Annotated in this window: 22 protein-coding genes, 1 pseudogene and 3 riboswitches; of the genes and pseudogenes, 7 read left to right on the top strand and 16 right to left on the bottom strand. The window is 62.2% G+C overall.

The window, feature by feature from the left end; genetic code table 11:
* Positions 1-9: 9 nt before the first annotated feature.
* Positions 10-708 carry a DsbA family protein gene (locus ACZ2GY_RS07580; protein WP_471673392.1) on the bottom strand — a complete coding sequence of 233 codons (699 nt, stop codon included), beginning with the start codon at positions 706-708 and terminating at the stop codon, positions 10-12.
* A gap of 36 nt (positions 709-744) precedes the next feature.
* Complete coding sequence (locus ACZ2GY_RS07575) at positions 745-1,665, bottom strand: cation diffusion facilitator family transporter (protein WP_471673391.1); 921 nt, start codon at positions 1,663-1,665, stop codon at positions 745-747.
* A 54-nt stretch (positions 1,666-1,719) separates the two neighbouring features.
* Here ACZ2GY_RS07575 and ACZ2GY_RS07570 point away from each other — a divergent pair, with 54 nt between their 5' ends.
* The 3 genes from ACZ2GY_RS07570 to ACZ2GY_RS07560 are packed head-to-tail and all read left to right on the top strand — an operon-like array spanning position 1,720 to position 4,969.
* Positions 1,720-2,049 (top strand): ArsR/SmtB family transcription factor, encoded by a 330-nt coding sequence (locus ACZ2GY_RS07570; RefSeq protein ID WP_471673390.1) that lies wholly within the window; start codon positions 1,720-1,722, stop codon positions 2,047-2,049.
* Positions 2,042-3,016 (top strand): cytochrome c oxidase assembly protein, encoded by a 975-nt coding sequence (locus ACZ2GY_RS07565; RefSeq protein ID WP_471673389.1) that lies wholly within the window; start codon positions 2,042-2,044, stop codon positions 3,014-3,016. The genes ACZ2GY_RS07570 and ACZ2GY_RS07565 overlap by 8 nt, the downstream gene beginning before the upstream one ends.
* 9 nt (positions 3,017-3,025) lie before the next feature.
* Positions 3,026-4,969: a bifunctional copper resistance protein CopD/cytochrome c oxidase assembly protein gene (locus ACZ2GY_RS07560; protein WP_471673388.1), complete on the top strand. Its 1,944-nt coding sequence runs from the start codon at positions 3,026-3,028 to the stop codon at positions 4,967-4,969.
* Here the strand turns inward: ACZ2GY_RS07560 and ACZ2GY_RS07555 are convergent.
* Complete coding sequence (locus ACZ2GY_RS07555) at positions 4,966-5,664, bottom strand: copper resistance CopC family protein (protein ID WP_471673387.1); 699 nt, start codon at positions 5,662-5,664, stop codon at positions 4,966-4,968. The two genes, ACZ2GY_RS07560 and ACZ2GY_RS07555, sit on opposite strands and share 4 nt — an antisense overlap.
* A 35-nt stretch (positions 5,665-5,699) precedes the next feature.
* Positions 5,700-6,512: a M23 family metallopeptidase gene (locus ACZ2GY_RS07550; RefSeq protein ID WP_471673386.1), complete on the bottom strand. Its 813-nt coding sequence runs from the start codon at positions 6,510-6,512 to the stop codon at positions 5,700-5,702.
* Between the two features lie 3 nt (positions 6,513-6,515).
* A riboswitch (cyclic di-AMP (ydaO/yuaA leader) is annotated at positions 6,516-6,706 on the bottom strand.
* Positions 6,707-7,215: 509 nt separating this feature from the next.
* On the opposite strand from ACZ2GY_RS07550, the gene ACZ2GY_RS07545 reads away from it, so the two are divergent.
* Together ACZ2GY_RS07545 and ACZ2GY_RS07540 are read left to right on the top strand one after the other, a co-directional pair.
* On the top strand, positions 7,216-7,701 hold the full coding sequence (locus ACZ2GY_RS07545) for a DUF3093 domain-containing protein (protein ID WP_471673385.1): 486 nt from the start codon (positions 7,216-7,218) through the stop codon (positions 7,699-7,701).
* A 276-nt stretch (positions 7,702-7,977) separates the two neighbouring features.
* Positions 7,978-8,144: riboswitch (cyclic di-AMP (ydaO/yuaA leader) on the top strand.
* Positions 8,145-8,146: 2 nt separating this feature from the next.
* Complete coding sequence (locus ACZ2GY_RS07540) at positions 8,147-9,004, top strand: LysM peptidoglycan-binding domain-containing protein (protein ID WP_471673384.1); 858 nt, start codon at positions 8,147-8,149, stop codon at positions 9,002-9,004.
* Positions 9,005-9,131: 127 nt separating this feature from the next.
* Here ACZ2GY_RS07540 and ACZ2GY_RS07535 read toward each other — a convergent pair whose 3' ends face one another.
* From ACZ2GY_RS07535 to ACZ2GY_RS07485, 11 genes and pseudogenes are all read right to left on the bottom strand, one after another.
* A complete protein-coding gene (locus tag ACZ2GY_RS07535; RefSeq protein WP_471673383.1) occupies positions 9,132-10,793 on the bottom strand; it encodes a multicopper oxidase family protein in 1,662 nt (553 codons plus the stop codon).
* Between the two features lie 30 nt (positions 10,794-10,823).
* Positions 10,824-11,951 carry an AfsR/SARP family transcriptional regulator gene (locus ACZ2GY_RS07530; protein ID WP_471673382.1) on the bottom strand — a complete coding sequence of 376 codons (1,128 nt, stop codon included), beginning with the start codon at positions 11,949-11,951 and terminating at the stop codon, positions 10,824-10,826.
* A gap of 138 nt (positions 11,952-12,089) precedes the next feature.
* Positions 12,090-12,539, bottom strand: a complete 450-nt coding sequence (locus ACZ2GY_RS07525) for a hypothetical protein (protein ID WP_471673381.1) — start codon at positions 12,537-12,539, stop codon at positions 12,090-12,092.
* Positions 12,540-12,682: 143 nt separating this feature from the next.
* The gene (locus ACZ2GY_RS07520) at positions 12,683-13,471 is read right to left on the bottom strand and encodes an NlpC/P60 family protein (protein WP_471673380.1); all 789 of its coding nucleotides are present in this window, start codon (positions 13,469-13,471) and stop codon (positions 12,683-12,685) included.
* A gap of 89 nt (positions 13,472-13,560) precedes the next feature.
* A riboswitch (cyclic di-AMP (ydaO/yuaA leader) is annotated at positions 13,561-13,733 on the bottom strand.
* Between the two features lie 273 nt (positions 13,734-14,006).
* Entirely contained in the window at positions 14,007-14,192 is a 186-nt protein-coding gene (locus tag ACZ2GY_RS07515) for a hypothetical protein (protein WP_471673379.1), read from the bottom strand.
* 184 nt (positions 14,193-14,376) lie between these two features.
* Positions 14,377-15,408: a DUF4192 domain-containing protein gene (locus tag ACZ2GY_RS07510; RefSeq protein ID WP_471673378.1), complete on the bottom strand. Its 1,032-nt coding sequence runs from the start codon at positions 15,406-15,408 to the stop codon at positions 14,377-14,379.
* A 466-nt stretch (positions 15,409-15,874) separates the two neighbouring features.
* Positions 15,875-16,303: a hypothetical protein gene (locus ACZ2GY_RS07505; protein WP_471673377.1), complete on the bottom strand. Its 429-nt coding sequence runs from the start codon at positions 16,301-16,303 to the stop codon at positions 15,875-15,877.
* Positions 16,304-16,328: 25 nt separating this feature from the next.
* Positions 16,329-16,577 (bottom strand): hypothetical protein, encoded by a 249-nt coding sequence (locus ACZ2GY_RS07500; protein WP_471673376.1) that lies wholly within the window; start codon positions 16,575-16,577, stop codon positions 16,329-16,331.
* 678 nt (positions 16,578-17,255) lie between these two features.
* Complete coding sequence (locus ACZ2GY_RS07495; protein ID WP_471672534.1) at positions 17,256-17,573, bottom strand: hypothetical protein; 318 nt, start codon at positions 17,571-17,573, stop codon at positions 17,256-17,258.
* Positions 17,574-17,835: 262 nt separating this feature from the next.
* A pseudogene (locus ACZ2GY_RS07490) lies at positions 17,836-18,879 on the bottom strand (IS110 family RNA-guided transposase); the annotation flags it as partial.
* 625 nt (positions 18,880-19,504) lie between these two features.
* Entirely contained in the window at positions 19,505-19,636 is a 132-nt protein-coding gene (locus tag ACZ2GY_RS07485) for a hypothetical protein (RefSeq protein ID WP_471673375.1), read from the bottom strand.
* Between the two features lie 270 nt (positions 19,637-19,906).
* On the opposite strand from ACZ2GY_RS07485, the gene ACZ2GY_RS07480 reads away from it, so the two are divergent.
* Complete coding sequence (locus ACZ2GY_RS07480; protein ID WP_471673374.1) at positions 19,907-20,617, top strand: hypothetical protein; 711 nt, start codon at positions 19,907-19,909, stop codon at positions 20,615-20,617.
* Between the two features lie 36 nt (positions 20,618-20,653).
* Complete coding sequence (locus ACZ2GY_RS07475; protein ID WP_471673373.1) at positions 20,654-21,172, top strand: hypothetical protein; 519 nt, start codon at positions 20,654-20,656, stop codon at positions 21,170-21,172.
* A 457-nt stretch (positions 21,173-21,629) separates the two neighbouring features.
* Here the strand turns inward: ACZ2GY_RS07475 and ACZ2GY_RS07470 are convergent, their stop codons facing one another.
* The gene (locus ACZ2GY_RS07470) at positions 21,630-22,103 is read right to left on the bottom strand and encodes a hypothetical protein (protein ID WP_471673372.1); all 474 of its coding nucleotides are present in this window, start codon (positions 22,101-22,103) and stop codon (positions 21,630-21,632) included.
* Positions 22,104-22,283 lie beyond the last annotated feature (180 nt).

Here is a 22,283-nt window from a genome sequence, read left to right as displayed (position 1 = left end):
AGCTGGATTTTACGTGTCGTCTGCTGCAATGCTGTCGGCGATGAGGGAGCGGAATTCCTCCAGGCTCGTGGCTTCCACCCGCTCACCGTCGAGGAAGAAGGTTGGTGTCCCCGCGACCTGCAGGGCGGTGCCGTCCGCGACGTCCCGTTCAATGCGGGCCGTGGTTGCAGGGTCCGCGACGGCCGCGTCGAAGGCTTCCATGTCCAGGCCGAGTTCCTGCGCGAAACCCCGGAACACGTCGGCCTTGGACTCGCTGGCCTCACCCCATTCGCTCTGGGTTTCATACATCATGTCCAGCATCGGCACGAACTGATCCTGCTGCGCTGCGGCCTCGACTGCCACAGCCGCGTTCATCGAGTTCACGTGCCCTGGCAACGGGAAATAACGGGCGACGATGGTGAGGTTCTGACCGTACTCCTCCTTGAGCTCGTCAACGAAGGGTTTCGCCGCGCGGCACGCCTCACACTCGAAGTCAAGGAATTCAACCAGTACCGCCTTCTCCTCCGGGGCCTGGGAGATGATCCGGCTGTCCTCCCGCACCACCTGCGCGCTCCCTCCGCTCTCAGCGACCAGCGCTTCCTGCCGATCGGCCCTGACAACAGTCGCAATCACAACCGCAAGCACCATTGCCAGGACGGCCATGGCGAGAACGATCCATACAATGCGTTGGGTCCTGGACGCGCGGGCTTTCACTGGAGTGGAGCTCATCAGTTTCAGGTGTCCTTACCGGATAGGGATTTGGGGTCAGTGCGCTAAGTGGTGTTCGTGGCCGCGGTGCGCGGCCGGTTCGATCTGAAAGGTCGAGTGCTCGATACCAATCCTAAAATGCGTGGAGACGCACTCCTGCAACCGGTCCAGTACCTCATGTGTCCCGCCTCCGGCGACGACCTCGTCGGCCATCACGACATGAGCGGTCAGGACGGGCAGGCCGGTGGCGATTTGGGTGACGTGCAGGTCGTGCACCTCCACCACCCCTGGCATTCTCAGGATGTGTTCACGGATCTGGGATGGGTCGATGCCCGGCGGGGTGCCCTCCAGCAGCACGTGCACGGTCTCTCGGAGGAGCTTGAGCGTGCGCGGCAGGATCAGGGCGCCGATCAGCATCGCGACGATCGCATCGGCCCGCACCCAACCGGTCACGGTGATGACCACGGCGGCGACGATCACCGCAACCGAGCCCAACGCGTCATTGAGGACCTCAAGGAACGCCGCCCGAAGGTTGAAGTTGGCCGACCTGCTTCTGGACAGTACGATCAACGCGGCAACGTTACCGGCCAGCCCGATCACCCCGAAAATCACCATCTGCCCGGAGGCGACTTCGGTCGGGGTAATCAGCCGCTGGATCCCCTCGACCAGAACATAGGTCCCGACCGCCATCAGGATCCCGGCCTGGACCATCGCGGCCACAACCTCGGCACGCCGGAACCCCCAGGACCGCTTCACCGTCGCGGGACGCACCGCGAGGGTGGCTGCGGTTAACGCCATGGCCAGTCCCCCGGCGTCGGTGAAGACGTGGGCGGAGTCAAAGAGCAGCGCCAGGCTGCCGGTCAACCACGCCCCGAAGACCTGGAACACGAAAATGCTCAGCGTGATCGCCAACGCGATCGCGATCGGACGGCGATGCGTCCGGGCAGCCGTCTCGGGTTCGTGGCTATGGTTATGCATACCAAAAATGATACATTATACGCTGAACTCAATGTCGGGTGTACTCTGGTAGCCATGGAATCGCTGACAACCGGGCAGGTCCTGGCGAAGTTCGGATACGCCCTGTCCGACCCGACCCGGGCACGGATCCTCCTGGCGCTGCGGTCCGGACCAAATTATCCGGCCGTCCTGGCCGACATCCTCGACGTCTCGCGCCAGAGCATGTCGAACCATCTGACCTGCCTGCGCGGCTGCGGCCTGGTGGTCTCCACCCCGGAGGGCCGTAAAGCCCGCTACGAGCTGGCCGACCCCCGCCTGGCGCACGCGCTCGGTGACCTGCTTGAGGTGGTCCTGGTCACTGACACGACCCTGTGCCACGACCAGCGGGCCATAGCCGGTGGATGAACCGGCAGTAGAGGGTCCGGTGTGGATTCCCACCGCCCCTCCCTCGCTTGAAACCTTCCTCGCTCCCACCCTGCAGCCGATTCCGCTGATCCCGGCCATCGCCGTGCTGCTGGCTTTGTTGTATCTGGCCGGAGCAGTCCGGCTCTGGTCCGCCCGCCGGAGGTGGCCGGTGTGGCGGGCGCTATCCTTCCTCTCCGGGTGCCTGATCATCGCGGTGGTCATGGGTGCCGGCATCGAAGGATACGGGCTGCGCATGTTCTCCGTGTTCATGTTCCAGCAGCTGACGCTGATGATGGTGGTACCGCCCCTGTTGATCTTGGGACGGCCCGGCACCTTGCTGCTGCGCGCCACCCCTCACTGGGGTCCGGGACGGCTGGTCCTTCGGATGGCGCACGCCGGATTACGCTCACGGATCAGCCGGATCGCGCTGCACCCCGGGTTCATGATTCCGCTGTTCCTGATCAGTTTCTATGGGGTCTACCTCAGTGACTTGGCCAATCAGCTCCTTCCGACCTGGTACGGGCATGTCAGCCTCGAGGTACTCTTCCTGGCCGCCGGGGTCCTGTTCACCGTCCCGCTGATGTCCACCGACCCGCTGCCGATCCGGCAAACCCATTTCGGCCGGTTCGTCGACATTTTCGCCGAGATGCCGCTGCATGCCTTTTTCGGGGTGATCATCATGATGGCCACCACCCCAGTAGTTGACTTCTTTGCAACCCTCCCCGCCTCCTGGGAGGTGGACCCGCTGACGGATCAGGGCATCGCCGGCGGGTTGGCCTGGTCCTATGGTGAGCTGCCGTCAGTGCTGATTGTGTTGTTCATTCTGGTCCGCTGGCAGCGCGACGATGCACGGCAAGCCGTGGCCGCGGACCGGTACGCCGAAACTAACGGGACCCCGGAGCTGGATGCCTACAACGCGTATATTTCACGGCTCAACGATCGTGCCAGTCGTGTCCATCGCAGCTGAGAGGCTCTCATGACCGCGCGAAAAAAGAGCCGCCAACCGGCTCAACGAAACCTCATCCTTGCCGCCGGGGTTGTGATCGCCCTGGCCATCACCGCAGCGGCGCTGCTGTTCTCCGGGGCCGCGGAGCCGCGGGCCGTGGCCGACCCCGGCGGGGTCGTCCGCTGGGCGCTGCCAGTCGTCACCATGGTCCATCACCTTGCCCTCTCGGTGGTCCTGGCCGCCCTGGTGTATCTCACGGTGATCCTTCCCTGGCCCGCCCGGCCGCGGGCCGCGACCACACCCCAGCCGTGGCCGCCGGCACTGAGCAGGGTCCTGTCGGTGGGCACGGTTGCCGGGCTCATCTGGACCTTCTCGGCCGCCGGGGTCCTCATCCTCAGTTACGCCGACACCATCGGCAGTCCCCTGTCGACGGATGAGGCGTTCACCCGGCAGTTGGCGTTCTATATGGTGAACCTACCCAGCGGCCGAGCCTGGTTAAGCGTGACAATCCTCGCTGCGCTCACCGCCACCCTCCTCTTCGCCGTCCAGAGCCGCATCGGCTTCGTCCTGACAGGAGCGCTGGCTGCCTTCGCCGTGGTACCGCTGTCAAGCATCGGACACGCCGCCGGCAGCACCGACCACAGCGCCGGGGTCAGCGCGCTGAGCATGCACCTGCTCGGGGTCAGCCTCTGGGTTGGTGGGGTTATCGTCCTGGGGCTGCTGTGGGATGTCCTCCCCTCCAACAACACCACTACCTCCACGAAGGAAACCGTCAATATTTTTGCCCGGTTCTCCCTCCTCGCCGGCGCTGCGTTCGCCCTGGTATTCGTCTCCGGAGTCATCAATACCATCCTGCGCGTCGGGAGCATCCAGGGTCTTCTCTCCCCGTATGGGACGCTGATCATCCTCAAAACCCTGGCCACCCTCGTCCTCGGCGTCATCGGGTACCGGCACCGAACCAGGATCACCGCGGCGGGGCGGAAGAACATGGCCTGGAAGCTGATCGGCGCCGAAGCGACGATCATGGCGGGCGTGATGGGAATCGCCGCTGTCCTGGGCCGGACACCACCGCCGGTCCCCCAACTACCCGAACCGGACATCACCGAAACCGAAATCCTCACCGGATACCCCCTCCCGCCCGAGCTCTCCGCGCTCACCGCGCTCACGCAGTGGCGCTGGGACCTCTTCTGGGTGAGCGTCGCGGTCATTGCTGCCTGGGTATACCTCACAGCGGTCCGCAGGGCAGAATCATCAGGCGTGCAGTGGTCGAAGCGCCGGATCCTCTTCTGGCTGACCGGGCTGGGCCTACTGGTCTACGCCACCTCGGGGGCACCGGCCGTCTATGGGCTGGTGCTGCTCAGCGCCCATCTGACAATGCTTTTGACTCTGGGGCTCGCCGTCCCGTTGCTGCTGGTCTCCGCCCGCCCGGCACAGCTCCTCCAGATGACGGTCCCCGCGCGGGCCGATGGCAGCACCGGTGTGCGCGAATGGGCGCTGCAAGCCGCCAACCACCCGCTGCTGACGCGGCGGGAGACACCCCTTTGTGCTGCGGCGGCCCTCCTGGGCTCCCTGATCCTGGTCTACGGCACCGATCTTTTCACCAGGATCACTGCCAGCCAGCTCTTCCTGCAACTGATCAATGGCTATTTGCTCTGCCTCGGGCTGGTCCTCTTCGGTTCACTCCTCCACCAGGTAACCCCCCGAATGACCCGCGGCAGTCTCACCGGCGTGCTGGCCGCACTGTCCGTGACCCTCGCCGCAGCAGCCTTCCTGGCAGTATTCCCGGAACCACTCCAAGCGGACTGGTTCAGCAACACTGAACGCAGCTGGGGTCCCTCGCTGGTGGAGGATCAGCGACTGGCTGCGGCCATGGTGGTTCTGCTGGCCGGCACCGGCCCGCTACTGTCATCGGCGATCATCCTCATCCGCCGGCAGCAGCGGCCGGCGCCCACAACCACCTCAGTGGGCCGCTAGCCCTCCGTACCGCTCTCACGTGCGTCTGCTTTGATGGCTTGGCGGCGCCCCATCATGAACGCTGCGGCGCCGGCGACCACGATCACCGCGATCACAATCAGCAACAACCAACTAACGCCACCGGAACTCCCGGTCTCCTCGGCTGCCGGTTCGGCGGCCGGGTCCTCTTCGTCGCTCGCGCTTGGGGCGGCGGCCGCAGTCGGCGTAGGCTCTGCACTTTCGGCTGCCGGTGCGCTGGTGGAGGGCTCCTCGGCCGGTGTCGTGCTGGCCGGTTCGTAGGTGAACTCAAAGACACCCTCGATCGGGTGCCCGTCGGAGGAAACGGTCCGCCACGCCACGCTGTACACGCCGGGGGTCTCAATGGCGGCCGGGGCTGACATGATGTTTTCCTCCAACGTGACCGGCGTTGCTTCCACCGCGGTGCCCTCCGGTCCGGTGATCTGTATCCGGCTCAGCTCCAGCCCGGAGGATTCCAAGGGTGCTTCGGAGAGGGTGATGGTGATGGCCTCCGGCGCGGTATCAATGACCTGCCCTTCCTCCGGTGCCGTCCCAATCAGCGAGTCATGGGCGGTGGCTGCCGGTGTTCCGATGAACCCGATCATCGTGGCGGCGAGTACACCCAGCAGCGCCCTTCGAAGGCCCCGGGTTCGAGGCCGACGGGCGTGTGCGGTGTTGGTTGGATTGGGTGTGTGCATGACTCTCCTTGAGTGGTAGCGGACGGTGGAAACGGTCAGAGCCACTGGGTGGGATCAGCCACCGTGTCGTTGATCATGACCTCGAAATGGAGGTGGCATCCGGTGGAGTTCCCTGTGGTTCCCGCATTTGCGATCAGCTCGCCCTGGCCCACCGCCTGCCCGGTGCTGACCGTGATGACGGACAGATGGTTATAGGTGGTCTTCAGCCCGTTGCCGTGATCGATGACGATCCGGTTTCCGCCCCCGTAGGGGCTCCAGCCGGATTCGACGACCGTGCCGCTCTGGGCGGCGAGAACGTCGGTGGCGCAGGAGGCGACCAGGTCTAGTCCGGTATGCAGTTCCCCGGCGCCGGTCAACGGACTTGCGCGGTAACCAAAGCTGGACGTCGTGGCCATGGAACCGAGCGGAGCAGCCAGCCGGGCGCCAGCAGTGTCGGCAATATCCCCGGCGTTGTCGCCCGCGGCAGGCGCGCCGCTTGCGTTCTCGACCGAGCCCGCCGCCAGTACAGCAGGGTCACCAACTCCTGGATCCGAAGCGGGAATGGCCGAAACGGCGCTGCGTCCGAAGGTTACCTCCGCCTGAGGATCAGCCGTGACCTTCTCCGGTGATGCGGCGGGGCTGGCCTGGATCGTAGGCTCTGCGCTGGCGCTTCCCTGCGCGGGGAGGATCACGCCGCTAAGCAGTCCGGCTGCACCCAGAACCATCGCTGTAGGTTTTATCCAATGCCCAGTAGTCGCGGTGGCTGGGGCTGCCGCCCGGCGACCATGCTTCGGACGGCGCTCCGCCGCCCGTCGGCCATGCGGCGCTGGTTGCGCACGGCGGCGGCCGGCGGTCTTGTGTGAGGACAAGAAGATTCCTTTCCGAACGCCGCTGAAGTTAGCTGTCGGATTCGGGCAAGGAACCAGCCCGGCCGTTCCAGTTCAAAACACTGGAATGGCTTCACCCCAAGGCAGCACAAAGGCCGCCACAAGAAGTGGGTCCTCCACCCCTGCCGGAATACGAACGGTACTGGATTCCCGGCAGGGTTAGGCGTTGAAACCAGCGTCACCAACTGATCTCGGCGACGAAGTCACTCTACAGGGACGGCTGTATAGTTACAATTTCGTAACCTGTTGAGAGTGGGACTCAATTGCAGCCCATCCACCTGCAGACGCGGCACCTACCAACAGAGAAAAACTGATGCGGAACAACTGCTAGCTTTCAGGTCAGGACCGAAGAACCTCTGAGGCTCCATCGGCAATCCGGCCCAACACAGTCAGCACCCTTGCTTTGCTCTGCCGTGGATCCTTCGATAGTGAGTAAGTTAGGCTGGCTCCGTGCCCGGTTCCGGGCATGCAGATGCCGATGACCCGGCGCCCTAGCCACCATGGTCATCGGCATCTGGTTCAACCTGCGTAGCCTGGCGTGATCAATTCCGCCAGCGCCCCTGTCGGTCCGCTCGCTTGGGTCTCCTTGCCCACTTTGACACCGCAAGGGCCGGAAGCGTCCGTCCTCAAGCAATCGATGAGGGACCGGAATGGGCACGCGTAGGGGTGTGGCAAGCTGTTGACCATGTCCGAAGTTTCCGCACCGCCATCCGCGATCCTTTACGACGAACGGTTGTGGCCGACGCCGTTTGTGTGGGTGCTTGCCTCAGGAGTGGCAGGAGCGTCGATCCTGGTGTTTGCACCGATCAGCATGCTGACCGGGATTATTGCCTGCATCCTGATCTTCCTCATCATTACCGCTCTCCTGGTGCTGTCTACCCCGCGGATCACTGTGACCACCAGCTCACTGGATGTTGGCCGTGCCCACATCGACCGGAAGTACCTGGGTGCGGCACGTTCCTATGTGAAACAGGAGGCCACCCATCAGCGCGGACCGGCGCTGAACGCCCTGGCGTATCTATGTATCCGCGGCTGGATCGACCCCGTCGTACGGATCGAGATAAAAGACGACGAAGACCACACCCCCTACTGGCTGGCATCAACCAGACGTCCAACTGAACTCGTCAAAGCTTTAGACCCCGCCCTACCGGAACACCGCCACGGCTCATAAGCTGCGCCTCTTCGTGAAGAGTGGCAGAAGAACCCCCGTTCGTGACGGTCCGGAAAAGCCACTGAAGTACCGAACCTGAAACGAATTCCAGGACAGGGCGATATGCCGAACCAGAGCTATACCGAGAAGGGTCTGAAAACTTTGAGGGCCAACGTTGTGTTGCCGTTATTGAAATGTGACAGGCAAGGACGCGACGGATATGATTCTCGCGGTGTCTTGGACTCGATGCGGGCGACACCCCTCCAGCAGATTGCCTAACTCTGTCGCTGGTGGAGGTCCGTCCTGAAACAGAACACGGCAGAGGCGGGGGAACCGAACGTTGGGTTTCGAAAGAAGCCCTAGGGGTTAAGGTGAAAGCGGCACTCATTCTCAGTGCTGTGGTACGCCCGGGTGGCTCCCATCCGAATCCGACAGCTAACTTCGCAGGCATTGGGAGAGGCTAGCCATGTCAAAAAATCGCCACACCGCGCGCCACCGCGCCGTCCCCACGAGCCCTCTGCACCACGTTGCTAAAGCGGCATCGGCGGGAGTGGGAACAGTAGGACGTCCGGCGGCGGTAGCCGTTGCTGTATCGGGTCTGGTGCTCGGGTCGATATTGCCGGCCCACGCCGGAGCGACCACCACCTCCTCCACCACGCCGCAGCAAACCCTCGATACAGCGGTCACCGAAACCGTGGGCGCGGCTTCTGCCGCTGCAGCAGTAGCAACGGGAGGTGCCACTCACATCGTTCAGCCTGGTGACACCCTCGGAAAGATCGCAGCCTCTTACGGTGTGAGCTTGGAAACGATCTTCGCTGTCAACGGGCTCGGCTGGGAATCCCTCATCTACCCCGGTGACGTCATCGCCCTGACAGGCGCCGCCAACGGCGTGAACGGTGTCACGGCGCCGGCAGCACCTGCGAGGGTGGAAACCAGCACCATGGGCATTACGACGGCGGCCAGCACCATTGAACGCGCACCCGCTCAGGCATCGAGCACTGTAGCGGCAAGCGGTGTCGGTGCGGCGCTGGTTGCTTCGGCTTACGCGCAGATGGGTGCTACCCAGGACTGCACGATCCTCGTTGAGGTAGCTCTGCGCTCGATCGGTAAGTCCGTCGGTGACTTGGCCCCTGAGCAGTTCTACCAGTATGGAACGGTCGTCGGATCCCCTGCCCCCGGCGACCTCGTTATCCGGCCAGGGCACGTCGCCATCTACGTCGGCAACGGGCAGGTCATCAGCAGCGGGATGAACGGCATGAACGCCACCATCCTGCATCCGCTGTCAGATCTGGCCGGGTCCTCCTTCGTCCGGGTCAACGCATAGCCACTAACCCCTGGCCAGCAGCACTCGAGTCCTCGCGGGTCCATCCCGGTCATGGGTGATGGGAATCGGATATCCGGCAGCGGGCACAGGGGACGGTTACCTAGCCGTCCCCTGTGCCGCTTCCTTGCTAGGTGTCTGCGGGTTCGTGGGCGCCAGGGAAGGGTGGAAGCGCCGTCGCTTCGTCCCAGCGGCTGGGACCGGCTTTTATGGGGTCGTTCTCTTGGGGTTCGAGAGCGGCGGTGCCGACGCGGAACTGGACCATCATGTCGTGGTCTTCGTGCGGAAGGTTGTGGCAATGGATCATGTAACGGCCGCGGTGGGGCCCGAATTTCATAAGCAGGTGCACGGTTTCCCCTTCACCGACGTAGACGACGTCCTTGGGCCCTTGCTCGTAGGAGTAGGTGGCCCGATCTTCCCCGCCGATGATCTTGAAGTCCACCAAATGGATGTGCATGGGGTGGAACCAGCCGCCGCTGGAGTTTTCGAATTCCCAGATTTCGGTGCTGTTCAGTTCGGGGTTGGCGACGATCCGTCGGTAGTTGCTCTCCACAACGTCAGCCCACGTTTGACCGTCAATGGTCCACTTGTCGGTGAGGTCATCGCGCTTGAGCCTGAAGTGCCGCCGGATCATGGCGTCGGTGGGCTTCAGCGCCATCACTTCGTTCCCCGGATCCAATTCGCCCGGAAGGGTGTTCCAGGTCGGGTCGCTGGTGTCGACAGGAGCATCGACGACGTCGAAAGCCATCACCTTACCGGTGTGGTCGTAGTCAATGTTGTTGTCGTTGGATAGATTTACGAGTTCGACGCGTTGCCCGGGCTGATAGTTGCGGAAGTCAATCAGGACTTCGTAGCGTTCACCGCTGGCGTGACGCCACTGGGAGACGGTTTGCGCGCGGGGCATGAGGCCCCCGTCTGTGGCAACCATGACGACCGGGTCGCCGGTACTGAGCCGGAACCGGAAGGAACGCGACACGCATCCGTTGAGGAGGCGGAACCGGTAGATACGCCGTTGGACTTGCATCACCGGCCAGGGCCGGCCGTTGACCAGGATCACATCACCGTAGACACCGGACTGGTCATTATCGTCATACCCGAGTTCCCCGTTCTCAGCGAACATGGCATCGCTGATCGTTACCGCGACGTCGAACCTCCCCTGAGGAAGCAAGGCTCGTTCAAGCTCATCGTGCATGTGGTATTGGCCCACCAGCCCGGAATAGACGTTCGGGGCCGTGTTGTGCACGGCGTGGTCGTGATACCAGAGGGTACGGGCCGGCTGGTCGTTGGGATACTCATAGTCCTTGGCGAAACCGGTGTGGACGATGTCGCTGGCATACCCGTCGAACTGCGGCAGGGAAGCCGATCCGTGCAGATGCGTCGATGAATACAGGAGGTGCCCGGCCCGTGGATGGGTTGCCGGCATCTGGTTGCGGACCCGCAGATACGCCTTTGTGCCCCGTTCAACCTTGATTGTTGGCCCCGGGAAGATGCCGTTATACCCAAGGATCTGTGTGAGCAGGTTCTTGTTCGGTAGGATTGACGCGGCCGCCGCGACCTGTGTGACTGAGTAGTAGTTGATTTTCTTCTCAGGGTCATCCGGGTTCCGGGCGACTGCGTAGGGATTCAGAATAGGAGCCTGCGTGAAACGGGTTCGGTACGGTAGCGGCATTTGCTCGTCCGGTAGGGCGCTGGCTGATTTCGCCTGGATTGACCGTGTCGGCACCGTGAGCGCTCCAACCCCGAGCGCACCCAAGCCGCCGAAGAGTAGCACCTGGCGTCGTGAAACAGACATAATTCCTTCTCTTCCGTGATGACCTGTGATTTAACGGTGCGCGAGGGGGGTTATGGAAACCCTGTGCCCCGCCGGTGTCTGCGGACTCTGCCTTAGCGCGGCGGCCGTAGCTTGGCGGAGGAAGCTGCTGAGAACGTGACCGGCCTGACGTACCGAGGCGTTGTCCTCGCCCGGCGTTGGCCGGGGTTCGCTTCTCGTTATGGGGGTTGCCGTGTTGGTCAAGCGTTGATGAAGAAGAAGGAGTGCCGACAGGACGTCGGTGAGGTCTCCGTGAATTCCTACGGTGGCGAGCAGGAGCCGTTCGTGTGCGTCCTGGAGGGCGGGCCCGGGAGCGCATCCGAGCTCGCGGTCCATTACCTCGCGGCAACGTTCGTACTGGTGGAGACCTTCAGAATGGTCTCCGGCTTGTTCCCACGCGTTGATCAAACATAACCAGGCGCGTTCGTTCAGCTGGTCGGCCCTGATCAGCTCCTCTGCCCATGTCAGTGCCGGCTCGGTCAGACCAAGAGGAATTGCGAGCTCGGCTGCCCTGATTTTTGCTTCCGTCACCTGGGCTGCGTGCAGTTTGCATTCCTCCTCGGCCCACGGCGATAACGATTCGTCGTCCAGGAGCGGTTCGGAGGCGAGCGATAATGCCTCCTGGAGCAGTCGCAATGCCTCCCGTGGGCCGGCGTGATGCGAGCGGGTGACCAGCGATCGGAACCGGATCACATCCACATCCACGCAGGACGCATCGATCCAGTACCCTCCTGTCGAGGTGCGCAGCACCCCGTGCTGGCCGCTCCCGGGCTGCAGGTTCCGACGCAGAATGCACACATAGCTTTCGAGAGTGGTTATTGCAGCCGCAGGCGGTTTGTCCCCCCATAGCAGGTGAAGGAGTTTGTTCTTGGAGACCGGAGAACCCGACTGAAGGAGCAGGATCTTCAGGATTTGTCGCGGCTTCACGCCACCTAACGCGCGTGTATCCAGAATCGAACCGTCCCGGGTGACTTCCAAGCGGCCTAGGAGCTTGACCACCAGACGCGGCGCTGGTGACGGGTGGGCGACCGAAGCTGATGTTCCTACAAAAACAGCACCTGAAATCGGCATGATCGAGACCTCAAACTCTGTGGAGAAGCTGACCAGCTCAAAGGTAGGATCAACCAGAACCGTAGGCACGAGTAGCAACTACCCGATTATTCCCGCGGTGAAGCCTGTCAAGGGTGCGCACTACTCACCCCACGTTCCAGTCCATACGAGTTAACCGTTCGGTTTTGGAGGGACAGCTACCGTTCTTCGGGCACCGGAACGTAACTGTCAGCAGTTTTCCACGGCCCAGGTTTCCACCTCGATTTTTGCATCGACAAAGCCGTTGAAGTCGAAAGCGGCTGGGTCAGCGACGCCTTGGGCCATGATTTCCCGCAGAGCCGTCAGCTGGCCTTGTATCTCGCTAGGCGCTTCGGCCTCTAGTGCCCTGACATTCTTAACGGCCGAATTTTCAGTGGGCGAGCTGTTCGGGTCGCCGGTTTCGGAGAGAGTCGGCGGAAAGAAGTTCAGCGCCTCCAGATGGGAGGGCAGCTCAGTGCAGATTTCCGGTACCTCGTTAGCGCGGGAGGTACTCGGTGCCGTGGCTTCCCCACTCACCTCCCGGGGCGCTGAACTGATCAGCGGGTCAGCTCCCGCCGTACAACCGGCCAGCAGGAGCGCGCTGAAAATAGCAGAGAGGATGCCGAACCGGCGGGTGCTGAACACTTTGAGCGTGTACACGGCGTATCGGCTCCTTCGGGGAAAGTGCTGACGGTATTTCGGGACAACGGCGCAGCGGCGTCAAAGGAGAAGCGCCCCTCTCGATACCCTCACGGGCACCGTAAGCGGCGCTTCCTGTCTCTGGGTTGAGGTGTGCGGCTGTGTTAGCCGTTGACCCGGACGAAGGAGGACCCGGCCAGATCTGACAGCGGATGCAGGATGGTGGCGTTCATGCCGTTCATCCCGCTGCTGATGACCTGCCCGTTGCCGACGTAGATGGCGACGTGCCCTGGCCGGATAACGAGGTCGCCGGGGGCAGGGGATCCGACGACCGTTCCATACTGGTAGAACTGCTCAGGGGCCAAGTCACCGACGGACTTACCGATCGAACGCAGCGCTACCTCAACGAGGATCGTGCAGTCCTGGGTAGCACCCATCTGCGCGTAAGCCGAAGCAACCAGCGCCGCACCGACACTGGTGGAAGAAGAATCTGCAGGAGCGGGAGCGGGAGCGGGAGCAGGAGCAGCAGCGGGAGCCGGAGCAGGAGCGGTTCCTGTCACCGCCCGGGCAGCAGCGTTCACCGGCGCAGCCGGGACGGGCTCCGGTGCAACGGTCACCGCCTGCACGGCTGGGATGGACTCAGCCATGGGACCGTTGACCTCGGTAGGGGCGTTGTTCTGGGCAGCCTGCGCTTCCACGACGGGCTGAGCTGGCGCGGGCGGCTCCTCAACGGTCGGGGCGGCCACAGGTGAAACGGCTTGCCGGTCGAAGGAGATATCGGCTCCGGCGGCGGCCGTCACTCCCGCCTGAACCGGCGTAACCGTCAATTCGGTACTTTTCAGTGCCCGTTCTTCGGCCATTCCCGTTGCGTGGGCCGGTAGCCCCGCTGTCAACACCAAACCGGACGCCGCGAGGATGACCGCTGTTTGACGGCCGGCCGATCCGGCGTTCAAAGAAACTGCTTGCGATAGAGCGGTCAGAGAATGTGCGTTGACCTGTGGGGCGCGGTGGCGGCCCTGAGCGCGTCGGTAGGACACAGTGAATTGCCTCTCCCAGTGCCTACGAGGTGAGCTGTCGGATTCGGATGGGAGTCACCCGGACGCCTGATCGGTCTCCCCGATCAGGTGCGTCTTAACCCCTAGGACCTTCCAGTAGCAAGATCCAAAAAAAAATGGTTCCCCCGCCTCTGCCAACGGTGATACGAACGGACTGTGCGCTCGGTGGCAGAGCTCGGCAAACCGTACACAGGTGCCAAACACAGGTCTAGGCACGCTGACGAGACTACCGTCAAATTTTCATGAATGTCACATTAAGGTCACGGCGCGCCCTGAAATCCCATCAGCGGCAGTGCCCCACCTCACGACTGAACATCAGCCCCACCATAGGAAATTTAGAGAGATGTGCCTGCCACACCAAGAACGCGAGGCAACACCGCTGTCACGGTGATCAACATGAGCAAGCCATGCCCAGGTGCCGGCTAAACCCATCCTAGGGCTCTGGCGTGAACTCCCTACGGGAAGCAACCGCTGCGCGGGTAGCGTTGACCTGCGCCTCCTGTTCGGCTTCTGCCTGCGCCTGGCGCTCGGCCCGATCGGCCCCGAAAATGGCGCGCATCGCGAAGTAGAAAATGGCGCCGACACCCGCCGATGGCAGTAGTACGGCAATATATTCCACGACCAAAGTCTAGTACGGGTTTGCAAAGAACCGGTTCGGATGGCTGAACCAGCTGGGATCACTGTGCCGGTTTGGTCGCTGGCTTTCGACCGCATCTGCCATCAAAGCGGCACAAGTCCCGCACACTGGATCTGACTGCGGGGCAGGGAACCCGTTGTGGTTCCCTGCCCCTCCCCCTACCGGGTTAGCGCTGGTAGGCGGTGTGCTGGTTTGTGACGCATTCGGGCAGGGTGCCGGTGTTCACCAGCTGGGTCAGCAGCCGGGAAAGCATGTGCTCCGGGTCGGTGTCCTGCGCCTTGGTCAGGTACTGGGCGGCGATGGAGGACCGGCCCTTGTACCAGCAGATCCAGCCGAGGAACGCGAACAACGGTGCGCGGGCTTCGGGCGGGGTGAACCGGAACAACTCGATGAGCAGCGCCTGGGTGGCGTCCACGCGCTCCCAGTCCGGTGTCCCGGTGTACCGGCCGATGACGACGGAGGCGAAGGTTTCCGGGTTCTCGTCGGTGCTGATGGTGTCGGCGATGATCCTGTCCCGTACCGCGGGGGTGTGCAGGGCCGCGATGAGTTGCAGGGCGGTGTCCTTGGTGGGTTCGGTGCCGAGGGTTTCCTGCCACAGTGCCCGGTTCTCGGTCATCACGGGGGCGGTCCAGTCAGCGGGATCCTCAATCACCCATCCGGTGATGGTGTCGGCGATCCGGTCAAGGTTCGCGCTATCCCCGGTAAATGCTGGGTCGACGACGGTTTCCCGTGTCGCGTTGGATCCCTCAAAGACCATGCGGGCACTCAGTGCGCTGTCGGCGATTTCCTCCAAGGACCGCGGGGAACAGCAGTCCGCGTCCTCACAGAAGTAGGTCACCCACTCGGTAGAGCTCACGAGCCAACTATCAGCCACTGGCATTCCTGCCGTGTCCAGCATCGCCTCAACGGCCGCCGCGTACTGACTGTAGGGCTTGGTCCCGTCTATGGTGGACCGATCGGTGTAGACGACGAGCAGCACACCGTCAGCGGCGACGTCGTTGGACAGGTAACCCAGAACTGCTTGGGCGAACAGTGCCGGTTCAATGTCCTGTGGGGCGTCGATGCGCAAAGTGGCGCCGAGCCGTTTGCCGTGCATGGTGAGCAGGACGAAGGATTCTTCCGGGGCGAAGCCGAGGGCGTGCGGGATGTAGGCCAGAATGTCGGCCGCGGACTGAACGGAAATAGGTGTGGTGTTCATGGTGTGCTCCTCTTCGCAGGTGGTGGGGTTCGGGCTTGTGGTGGTCCAGCAGTGGCCCTCTCCCCCGTCGTTGTTTTGCCTGCTGGCAAGCTCGCTTGCTTGTGCCCGACGGAGCCGGGTCAACCCCGCCAGGGGCAAGCGGACAGGTGAATGTGGGAGGAAATAAGCGACCCTGGGAGCGCCGGACACATTCACCTGGGCGTGCAGCAGCGCAGCTGTTGACCTGGTGGAGCGGGCACGCATAATCCGAAGGACAGCAGCAAAAAAGAAAGAGATCCCTTGCCGGTGGCGACGAAGGAGTTGCCGGCAGTTTGAGTCCGCAGCGGTAGCGGAGGCCCGTTTTCTGGTGCGAGCGGGCGAGTACCAGACCCCTTTTCGCCTGGGCCGGCTCCGTCCGGGCCGGGCAGCACCCCCACCCGCGAACGGGTGGAGGCACCGGGGGTGTCCGGTTCCTAGTTACTGGTTGTTAGTTGGTCCAGCCGGGGTAGGGCAGGCGGTCCCTGTTGGGCAGTTCGGCGGCGGCTTCGGGCAGGTTCTCGGGCCCGTGGGATTGGCCGGACTTCCAGGAGAAGAACACTTCTTCGGTTATTGCTTCGAAACATGCCGCCTGTGAGCGGAACCAGCAGGTGCGGGTGTCGCCTTCAACGTAGGTGCTGTAGCCGAACAGTTCCCCTGCCTCGTCGCGGTGCCGTGCCACGGCGAAGATGATGTAGGGCCATGCTCCGGCGTCCCAGCCCTCACTCGCCCAGCTAGGCAGGGCTGACCAGCTGGTGCCGGTAAGGGTTTCCATCCAGTCATAGCCGTCCCCGGTCCGGTCATCGGCGGGCAGTTCGGGGGCGGTGATGGTTTCTCCGGTGTCCTTGGTGACGGTCCGGGTGATCGTCTCGGTGCTCATAATGGGGTGTCCTTTCCGGGATCGGTTAGCGGTTGATGAGGCCGGTTGCGGTGTCGATGGTGAACCGTGAGCGGGCGCGCTCCCGGTGCGGGTTGTCCCCGCTCAACAGCAGGTTCCGCGCAGTGAGCTTGCCGGGTTCGCGGTACTCGGTGATTTCCCGCAGTTCCTCCACTGGTGCGGCGTATCCGGCGATGTTCACGGTCCGGCCCGTCGAGGGTGCGGACACGAAACAGGTATCCGCGCTACCGGCGGGTGCGTGGCTGGTGGTGGTCATGATGTGCTCCTTTTCGCAGGTGTGGGGTTCGGGCTTGTGGTGGTCCAGCAGTGGCCCCTCTCCCCCGACGCTTCTATGTCTGTCAAGCGGCTGGAAATGGGTGCGGGTGCGGACCAAGTTGTTTTGCCGGGCCGGCTTAGGTGACCGGCCGGCTTCTCCTCTCCCCCGTTGTTTTGGCTGCTGGCGAAGCTTGCGGAGCTGTGGCCGACGGAGGCCCGTCTACCTGCAAGGCAAGGGGCGGGAAATTCCCGGAGGAAATCAGCGACGAAGGAGCGCTGCAGGGACATTTCCTGAATTGCAGGCCCCGACGAAGGAGGGGCTAGACCGGCCGGAGCGGGCACGTACAATCCGACAGGACAGCAGCCAAGACGTCGTAGACAGAACAGGGCCAGAGGCGGCGGAGCCCTGCGGAGCCGGCACTGGACCCACAGCCGGCCGCGCCAGCGGACGCCCTTTCTCCTGGTGATCCCTGCGAACCCTCCATCAGCACCCCGCCCACTCGATCGGCTCAGGCGGCCCCTTGGCTACGTGTCTTGAAAAGCCGTACTTTTCTAAGGCATCTGGATGGGCTGCTGGATCGGGCGATGGTAACGCTGCCGATCCTGGTCTGAATGAAGCGCGGCCATTTCCGCCGACATTCCTGACTCCTTCCGCTGGTGTCTCAGAATGAAAGGACCGTTATCGCTCCCATCCTTCGGGCGGATTCGGCCAGTTGCGCGGAAGAGGTTCAACTGGCTTGCGTGGCTTGGGCGTTCGGAATCTGCTGGTTATGTGAGGGATATACGCGCGAGCGAAAACATCGACGTCGTCAGGAGCTGCCCAGAGTATGTCGTGCTGCCGCAGGAAATCGTCCATCTGGTCAAAGTTCAGCGGGTTCTCGGTGTACTCGAAGGACTCGTCGTGATGCTGAGAAGTCCCGATGAAGTCCGCGAAGTACCCTCCGAAATCGTCACCTTCAGTACGTCCAGGAAACAGCAGGAATCGGCGTTTTGGCACGATTCTCCATGTGCCGACGTGAATGAAACAGTCCTCGTACGGGCCGCCAATCACAAGTCCAACAAATGTCCTCTGGCCTGCGTCGTAGGCAGCTCGACCGGGTCTGTACTCGTGAGCCAGTTCGCTCAGTGACACAACAATCTCCGTTCGAGAGCACTTTCTATTGGGCTTCAAAACTACAGCTCGATTGAAATCGGGGTGTTTGGACCGCCTTCACCGGACAGGCAGCGTGGGATGGGGCCGGTTCCGCGGTGGCGTAAAGGGTGTTGAGTTGGCGGTAGAGGGTTCGGGCGATGTAGCGCTTGAGGGATCTGCGGATTTCGCGGTAGCTGCGGCCTTCTTGAGTGCGTTTGGCGACGTAGTCCCGGGTTCCGGGGTCGTGGACCATCCGGGTCATGGTGATGGTGTGCAAGGCTCGGTTGAGGCGCCTATCACCGCCCCGGTTGAGCCTGTGCCGGACAGTGTTACCGCTTGAGGCTGGCAAGGGGTTCACCCCTGCTAGGGAGGCGAAGGCAGCTTCGCTGCGAACCCTTCCTGGATGCGACCAAGCTGTCATGACCGTAGCGACCGTGACAGCCCCGGTGCCCACCATCTCCAACAGCGGCGCAGCGGGGCTTTGCTGGATCAGCTCTGTCATGCGCTTCTGGTTCGCGGTCAGCTGAGTGGTCACTTCGTGAACGCGGCGCGCCAACCGAACTGCTTCCTCGCGCGCGATCGATAGTTCGATCTGCTCCTGTCGTCCCCGCCATCTGGTGATCGTGGCGATCTGGGCGGGAACCAGCGGTTTACGAGCGTCGATTCCCAGATCATGTGCCCGGAGCAAGGCGATGAGTGCATTGACATTCACTGTTCGTTCCCGGGTCAACTGATCCCGGGCTGCGCTCAAGATCCTGAGTCCGGCACGGGTTCCTTCATCCCGGCGCGGGGTTCGAAGCTGTGATTCCTCTAAGCCGATGACTGCGGTTCCGATGGCGGCGGCATCCAGCGGGTCGGATTTGCCGATCGCCCGGCGACCTCGGGCGTTCATCCGTGGAGCTTCGGCGACGTCATAGCCGGCGTCGGCTACTGCCCGGGCCAGACGTGCACCATAAGAGCCGATACCTTCAATGGCCCATAGACAGGCCATATCGCCGTCTGTCCGTCGACCTACCCAGGCAAGTGCGCGGGAAATCCCTGCCGAGGTGGTCGGGAACTGCTCGCACGCGACTTGTCGGTTGGTGCGGGCCTCGATGATGGCGTACGTGTGTGTGCGGGCGTGGCAGTCCACGCCGATGACGAACGGGCGGGTCTGCGCAACGGTAGTCAACGCGGCCACCCTCCTTCCTTTCAAATGGGCAAGACTGGTCGCATCACGACCGGCACTGGACCCGGGAAGAGTCACTTCGAGGCAATACTGTGATGAGCCACAACCGCAGGGGCTGGGCAAGCTTCTAATCAAGCCACCGACGTGGAACAGGTCAACGCCGGCCGCCCCACCCAGCGCGGACAAGTCGGGGGAAATGCACCCGCAAGGGGGCCATTTGTTTTTCGAGTCACGCGCCAGGCAGAACGACCGGCATCAACACTGCCAGCTAGTCCCAGACCAGCCGTCGTAAGACTCACAGTTGTTTTTGCCTGCTGGCGAAGCTTGCGGAGCTGTGCCTGTCGGAGCCAGGACAACCCGTCAGGGCAAGAGATTCGAGCAATGTGGGAGGAAATAAGCGACGTAGGAGCGCCGGACATATTGCTCGAGCACGCAGCAGCGGCAGCTGTTGGGTTGGTGGAGCAGGCACGTACGATCCGAAGGACAGCAGCAAAAAAGAAGGAGTTCTCTGCCGATGGCGACGTAGGAGCTGCCGGCAGTTTCAGTCCGCAGCGGTAGCGGAGGTCCGTTTCCTGGTGCGGGCGGGCGAGTGCCAGACCCTTTCTCGCGTGGGCCGGCTCCGTCCGGGTCAGGCAGCACCCCCGCCGTGATGGGTGACGTCCTCGAACGCCTCCCTCGGCTCGACCGATTCAACCGGCTGGACCGGGCCTGTTGGTTCGGTGCCGGTGTCGGTGTCGGTGTCGGTGATGAGGGTTTCCACGTCACTGAGCGTGTAACTTCTCTGGACTACTGACCGTCGTCAACCGGTGCCCTTCAACAGCCCGGAAAGCGCACCAGAAAGGTTCTCCTGGGGGAACTGCCGCCCGGCAGCCACAGCCGAGTAGAGCTTATTGAGTCAGCAGGGGCAATCATGCCCCTGCCAAAGTCGGTGATTTTCACTGCGATCATGGCGCGACGCGCTGTCTCCTATGCCCAGCATTTACTTCAACCTGAGCCGCCTTGTTTGTCACAAATAGATCAAGGTTGGTGAATGATGACTATCGCTAGCGACTTTCAGAGCATAACGTTCGAAGTGCCGGAGCCATGGGGGGTTACGGCACTTCAAAATGGGGGGTTTACCGTGAATAGTGTTATGCAAAAAGTATCGGCTGCAGCTGCATGCACAGTACTTGCGTTAGGGCTTGGAGTTGGGGGTGCCCAGGCAAATTCCGTGGAACTGGAGCCGGTAGAGGTTTCCAAGTCGGAGATGAAGTTCGTCGGTTTCGACAAGAAGGTTGCAGCGGCGAACGGGTACGACATTCGCAAGGATGCTCAGGGTGTCGAGTACTCGATCCCAGCGTCCACACCGAAGGGGGAAATGACAGGGGCAGTCTACGGGCCAGGCACCGAACCGAAAGTATCAACTGGTGAATTCACAACCCTGGATTCGCGGTTTGCAGACGGAAACTGCGGGACCTCATCACTAGTCGGTAGTGGCAAATCATTCACCACGACGTACACCATCAATTGGTGGCTTGGTCCATCTGCCAGGCACACATGGAAGGTGGCAGTCGCCTCAGGTTATGGTTACCAGGTCTACAATCTGAGCGGCTGGTTCGGTGGTAGCGGCTGGATCCACCAGCAGGCAATTGCGTTCAAGGGGCTACCCTACAACGCCTACGTTTCTGAAGGAACGGTTGTCACCGCAGCTGGATTCGTCTGCAGCTCAATGCGTCCATCTGACAGCTGGTACGGCTACTAAGCCGAAAGGGAGAAAATTCCCGTGAACCTACTGGGTATGCGCAGCAATGACGAACGGTTTAGCGAATTCGGTACTCCACTATTGAGTCTGATGGTGAATGACCGATTCAAGCTAGACAGAGTTAATTGGCAAGGAACAGACACTGATCCCACGGACACCGTTGAGGTCTCTTATGTCGATTCTTTCCGCAGCGACTTGAGCGTGCGGGTTTCGATCAAGACCTTTGTGAATGGGGATGTTGTTCGGCACATCGTTGGCCCTGGGACGGCTCTCTACCAGCACCTAGTAACTGCATGCGGCAGTCAAATTCTTCCCTCGGGAAAGACTGCACGGGACCTACCCGAGCGGTTGGAAAAGTTCGAACGCCGCGCCGCGGCCATCAAGTTGCGCGATTCCACATTGGAGATCGATGGCGAGACGGTTCCCTGCCGGGCGGGCACCCTCGACTTCATGTCCGTTGCAGAGACCGTTCTTGGAAGCCGCGTGGCCACTCTTGTGGGCCCGGATGGTTTCATCGATACACCAATGACAGCAAGGGTGCTTCCAAATGTCTAAGCTGTCGTGAGCGAACGGCCCCAGTTTGCTGGGGCCGTTCGTTTGCATGGGCAAGAAAGTCGGCGCATCGCGAACGCTGAGAGTTTAACGATGAGGTTCATCGCGTGTGTCAACCGTAATTACAGTTGTAGCTTTGCTGGTGGAGTCAAACCGGCATCCAAGGGATACCTTGCTTCCCATCCCTTCCAGCCTATCCGTTGCAGCATTCAGGCTAATGTTGATTCCTTCGAGTTCACCAAACCCTCCACGTTCTTCGGCTTCGATTCGGCGGCCCTGTATGACGGAGAAGTCCCAGCCACCCACTACGGAGAAACAAGGGTTTCCTGCCCGGACGTAGCGGAGGTCCGTTTCCTGGTGCGAGTGAGCGAGTACCCGGCCCCTTTTTCGCCTGGGCCGGCTCCGTCCGGGCCGGGCGGCACCCCCACCGCGCGGACGGTGGGGCACCAGCCTTTATGGGTTATCCGGCGTCGGCGTAGTCGGCTTCCTCGGCAATCAGTTCTTCCTCGTCGGCGTGCACGAACTCGAACGTCTCCCCCGTCTCGGCCGATTCAACCGGCTGGACCGGCTCTTCTGGTTCGGCGCCGTTGTCGGTGATGATGCTTTCGACGTCGCTGAGCGTGTATCCCCAGTCCTGGAGTTGGAACAGGTAGTAGGCGGCCTGCTGACCGGGTCGACGCCATGAGTCGCGGCTCAGATCGGATTCGTGGGCGGCGAGCATCATGGCCAGCACCATGGTGTCGGGGTTGGTGCTGGTCTTGTCTGTGAGTTCTTTGTAGGAGCGGTAGCTGGGCTCTTTGACTCCGGCTAGCCCTGCTGCCAGTTCCTGCTTCTGCGCGGTAGCTTTGGCAACACTGTTGCCGTAGTTGGCCAGCGTGGTCGCGGTGAACCGCGCCCAGCCTGTGGGTGGGTTCTTCCGGCTCAGCAGGGTCATCAGCCATTGCTGGCGTACCTCGGTTGATTCTCTGCACTTTGCAACTACAGCAGAGAATTTGCAGCTGTGATCCTAGTCGTTTTGCTGTCTCAGAACGTGTTGTGCGAGTTGGCGAGCTGCAGCTGCCTGTTCTGGTGAGAGTCTTTCCGTTGCAAGAACACCGCCTGTCTGCGGGTCGGG

The organism is Arthrobacter sp. KKT183 (assembly GCF_055657625.1).
The sequence above is the reverse complement of the archived record's forward strand: the minus strand, read 5'-3'. Positions and strand labels throughout refer to the sequence as shown.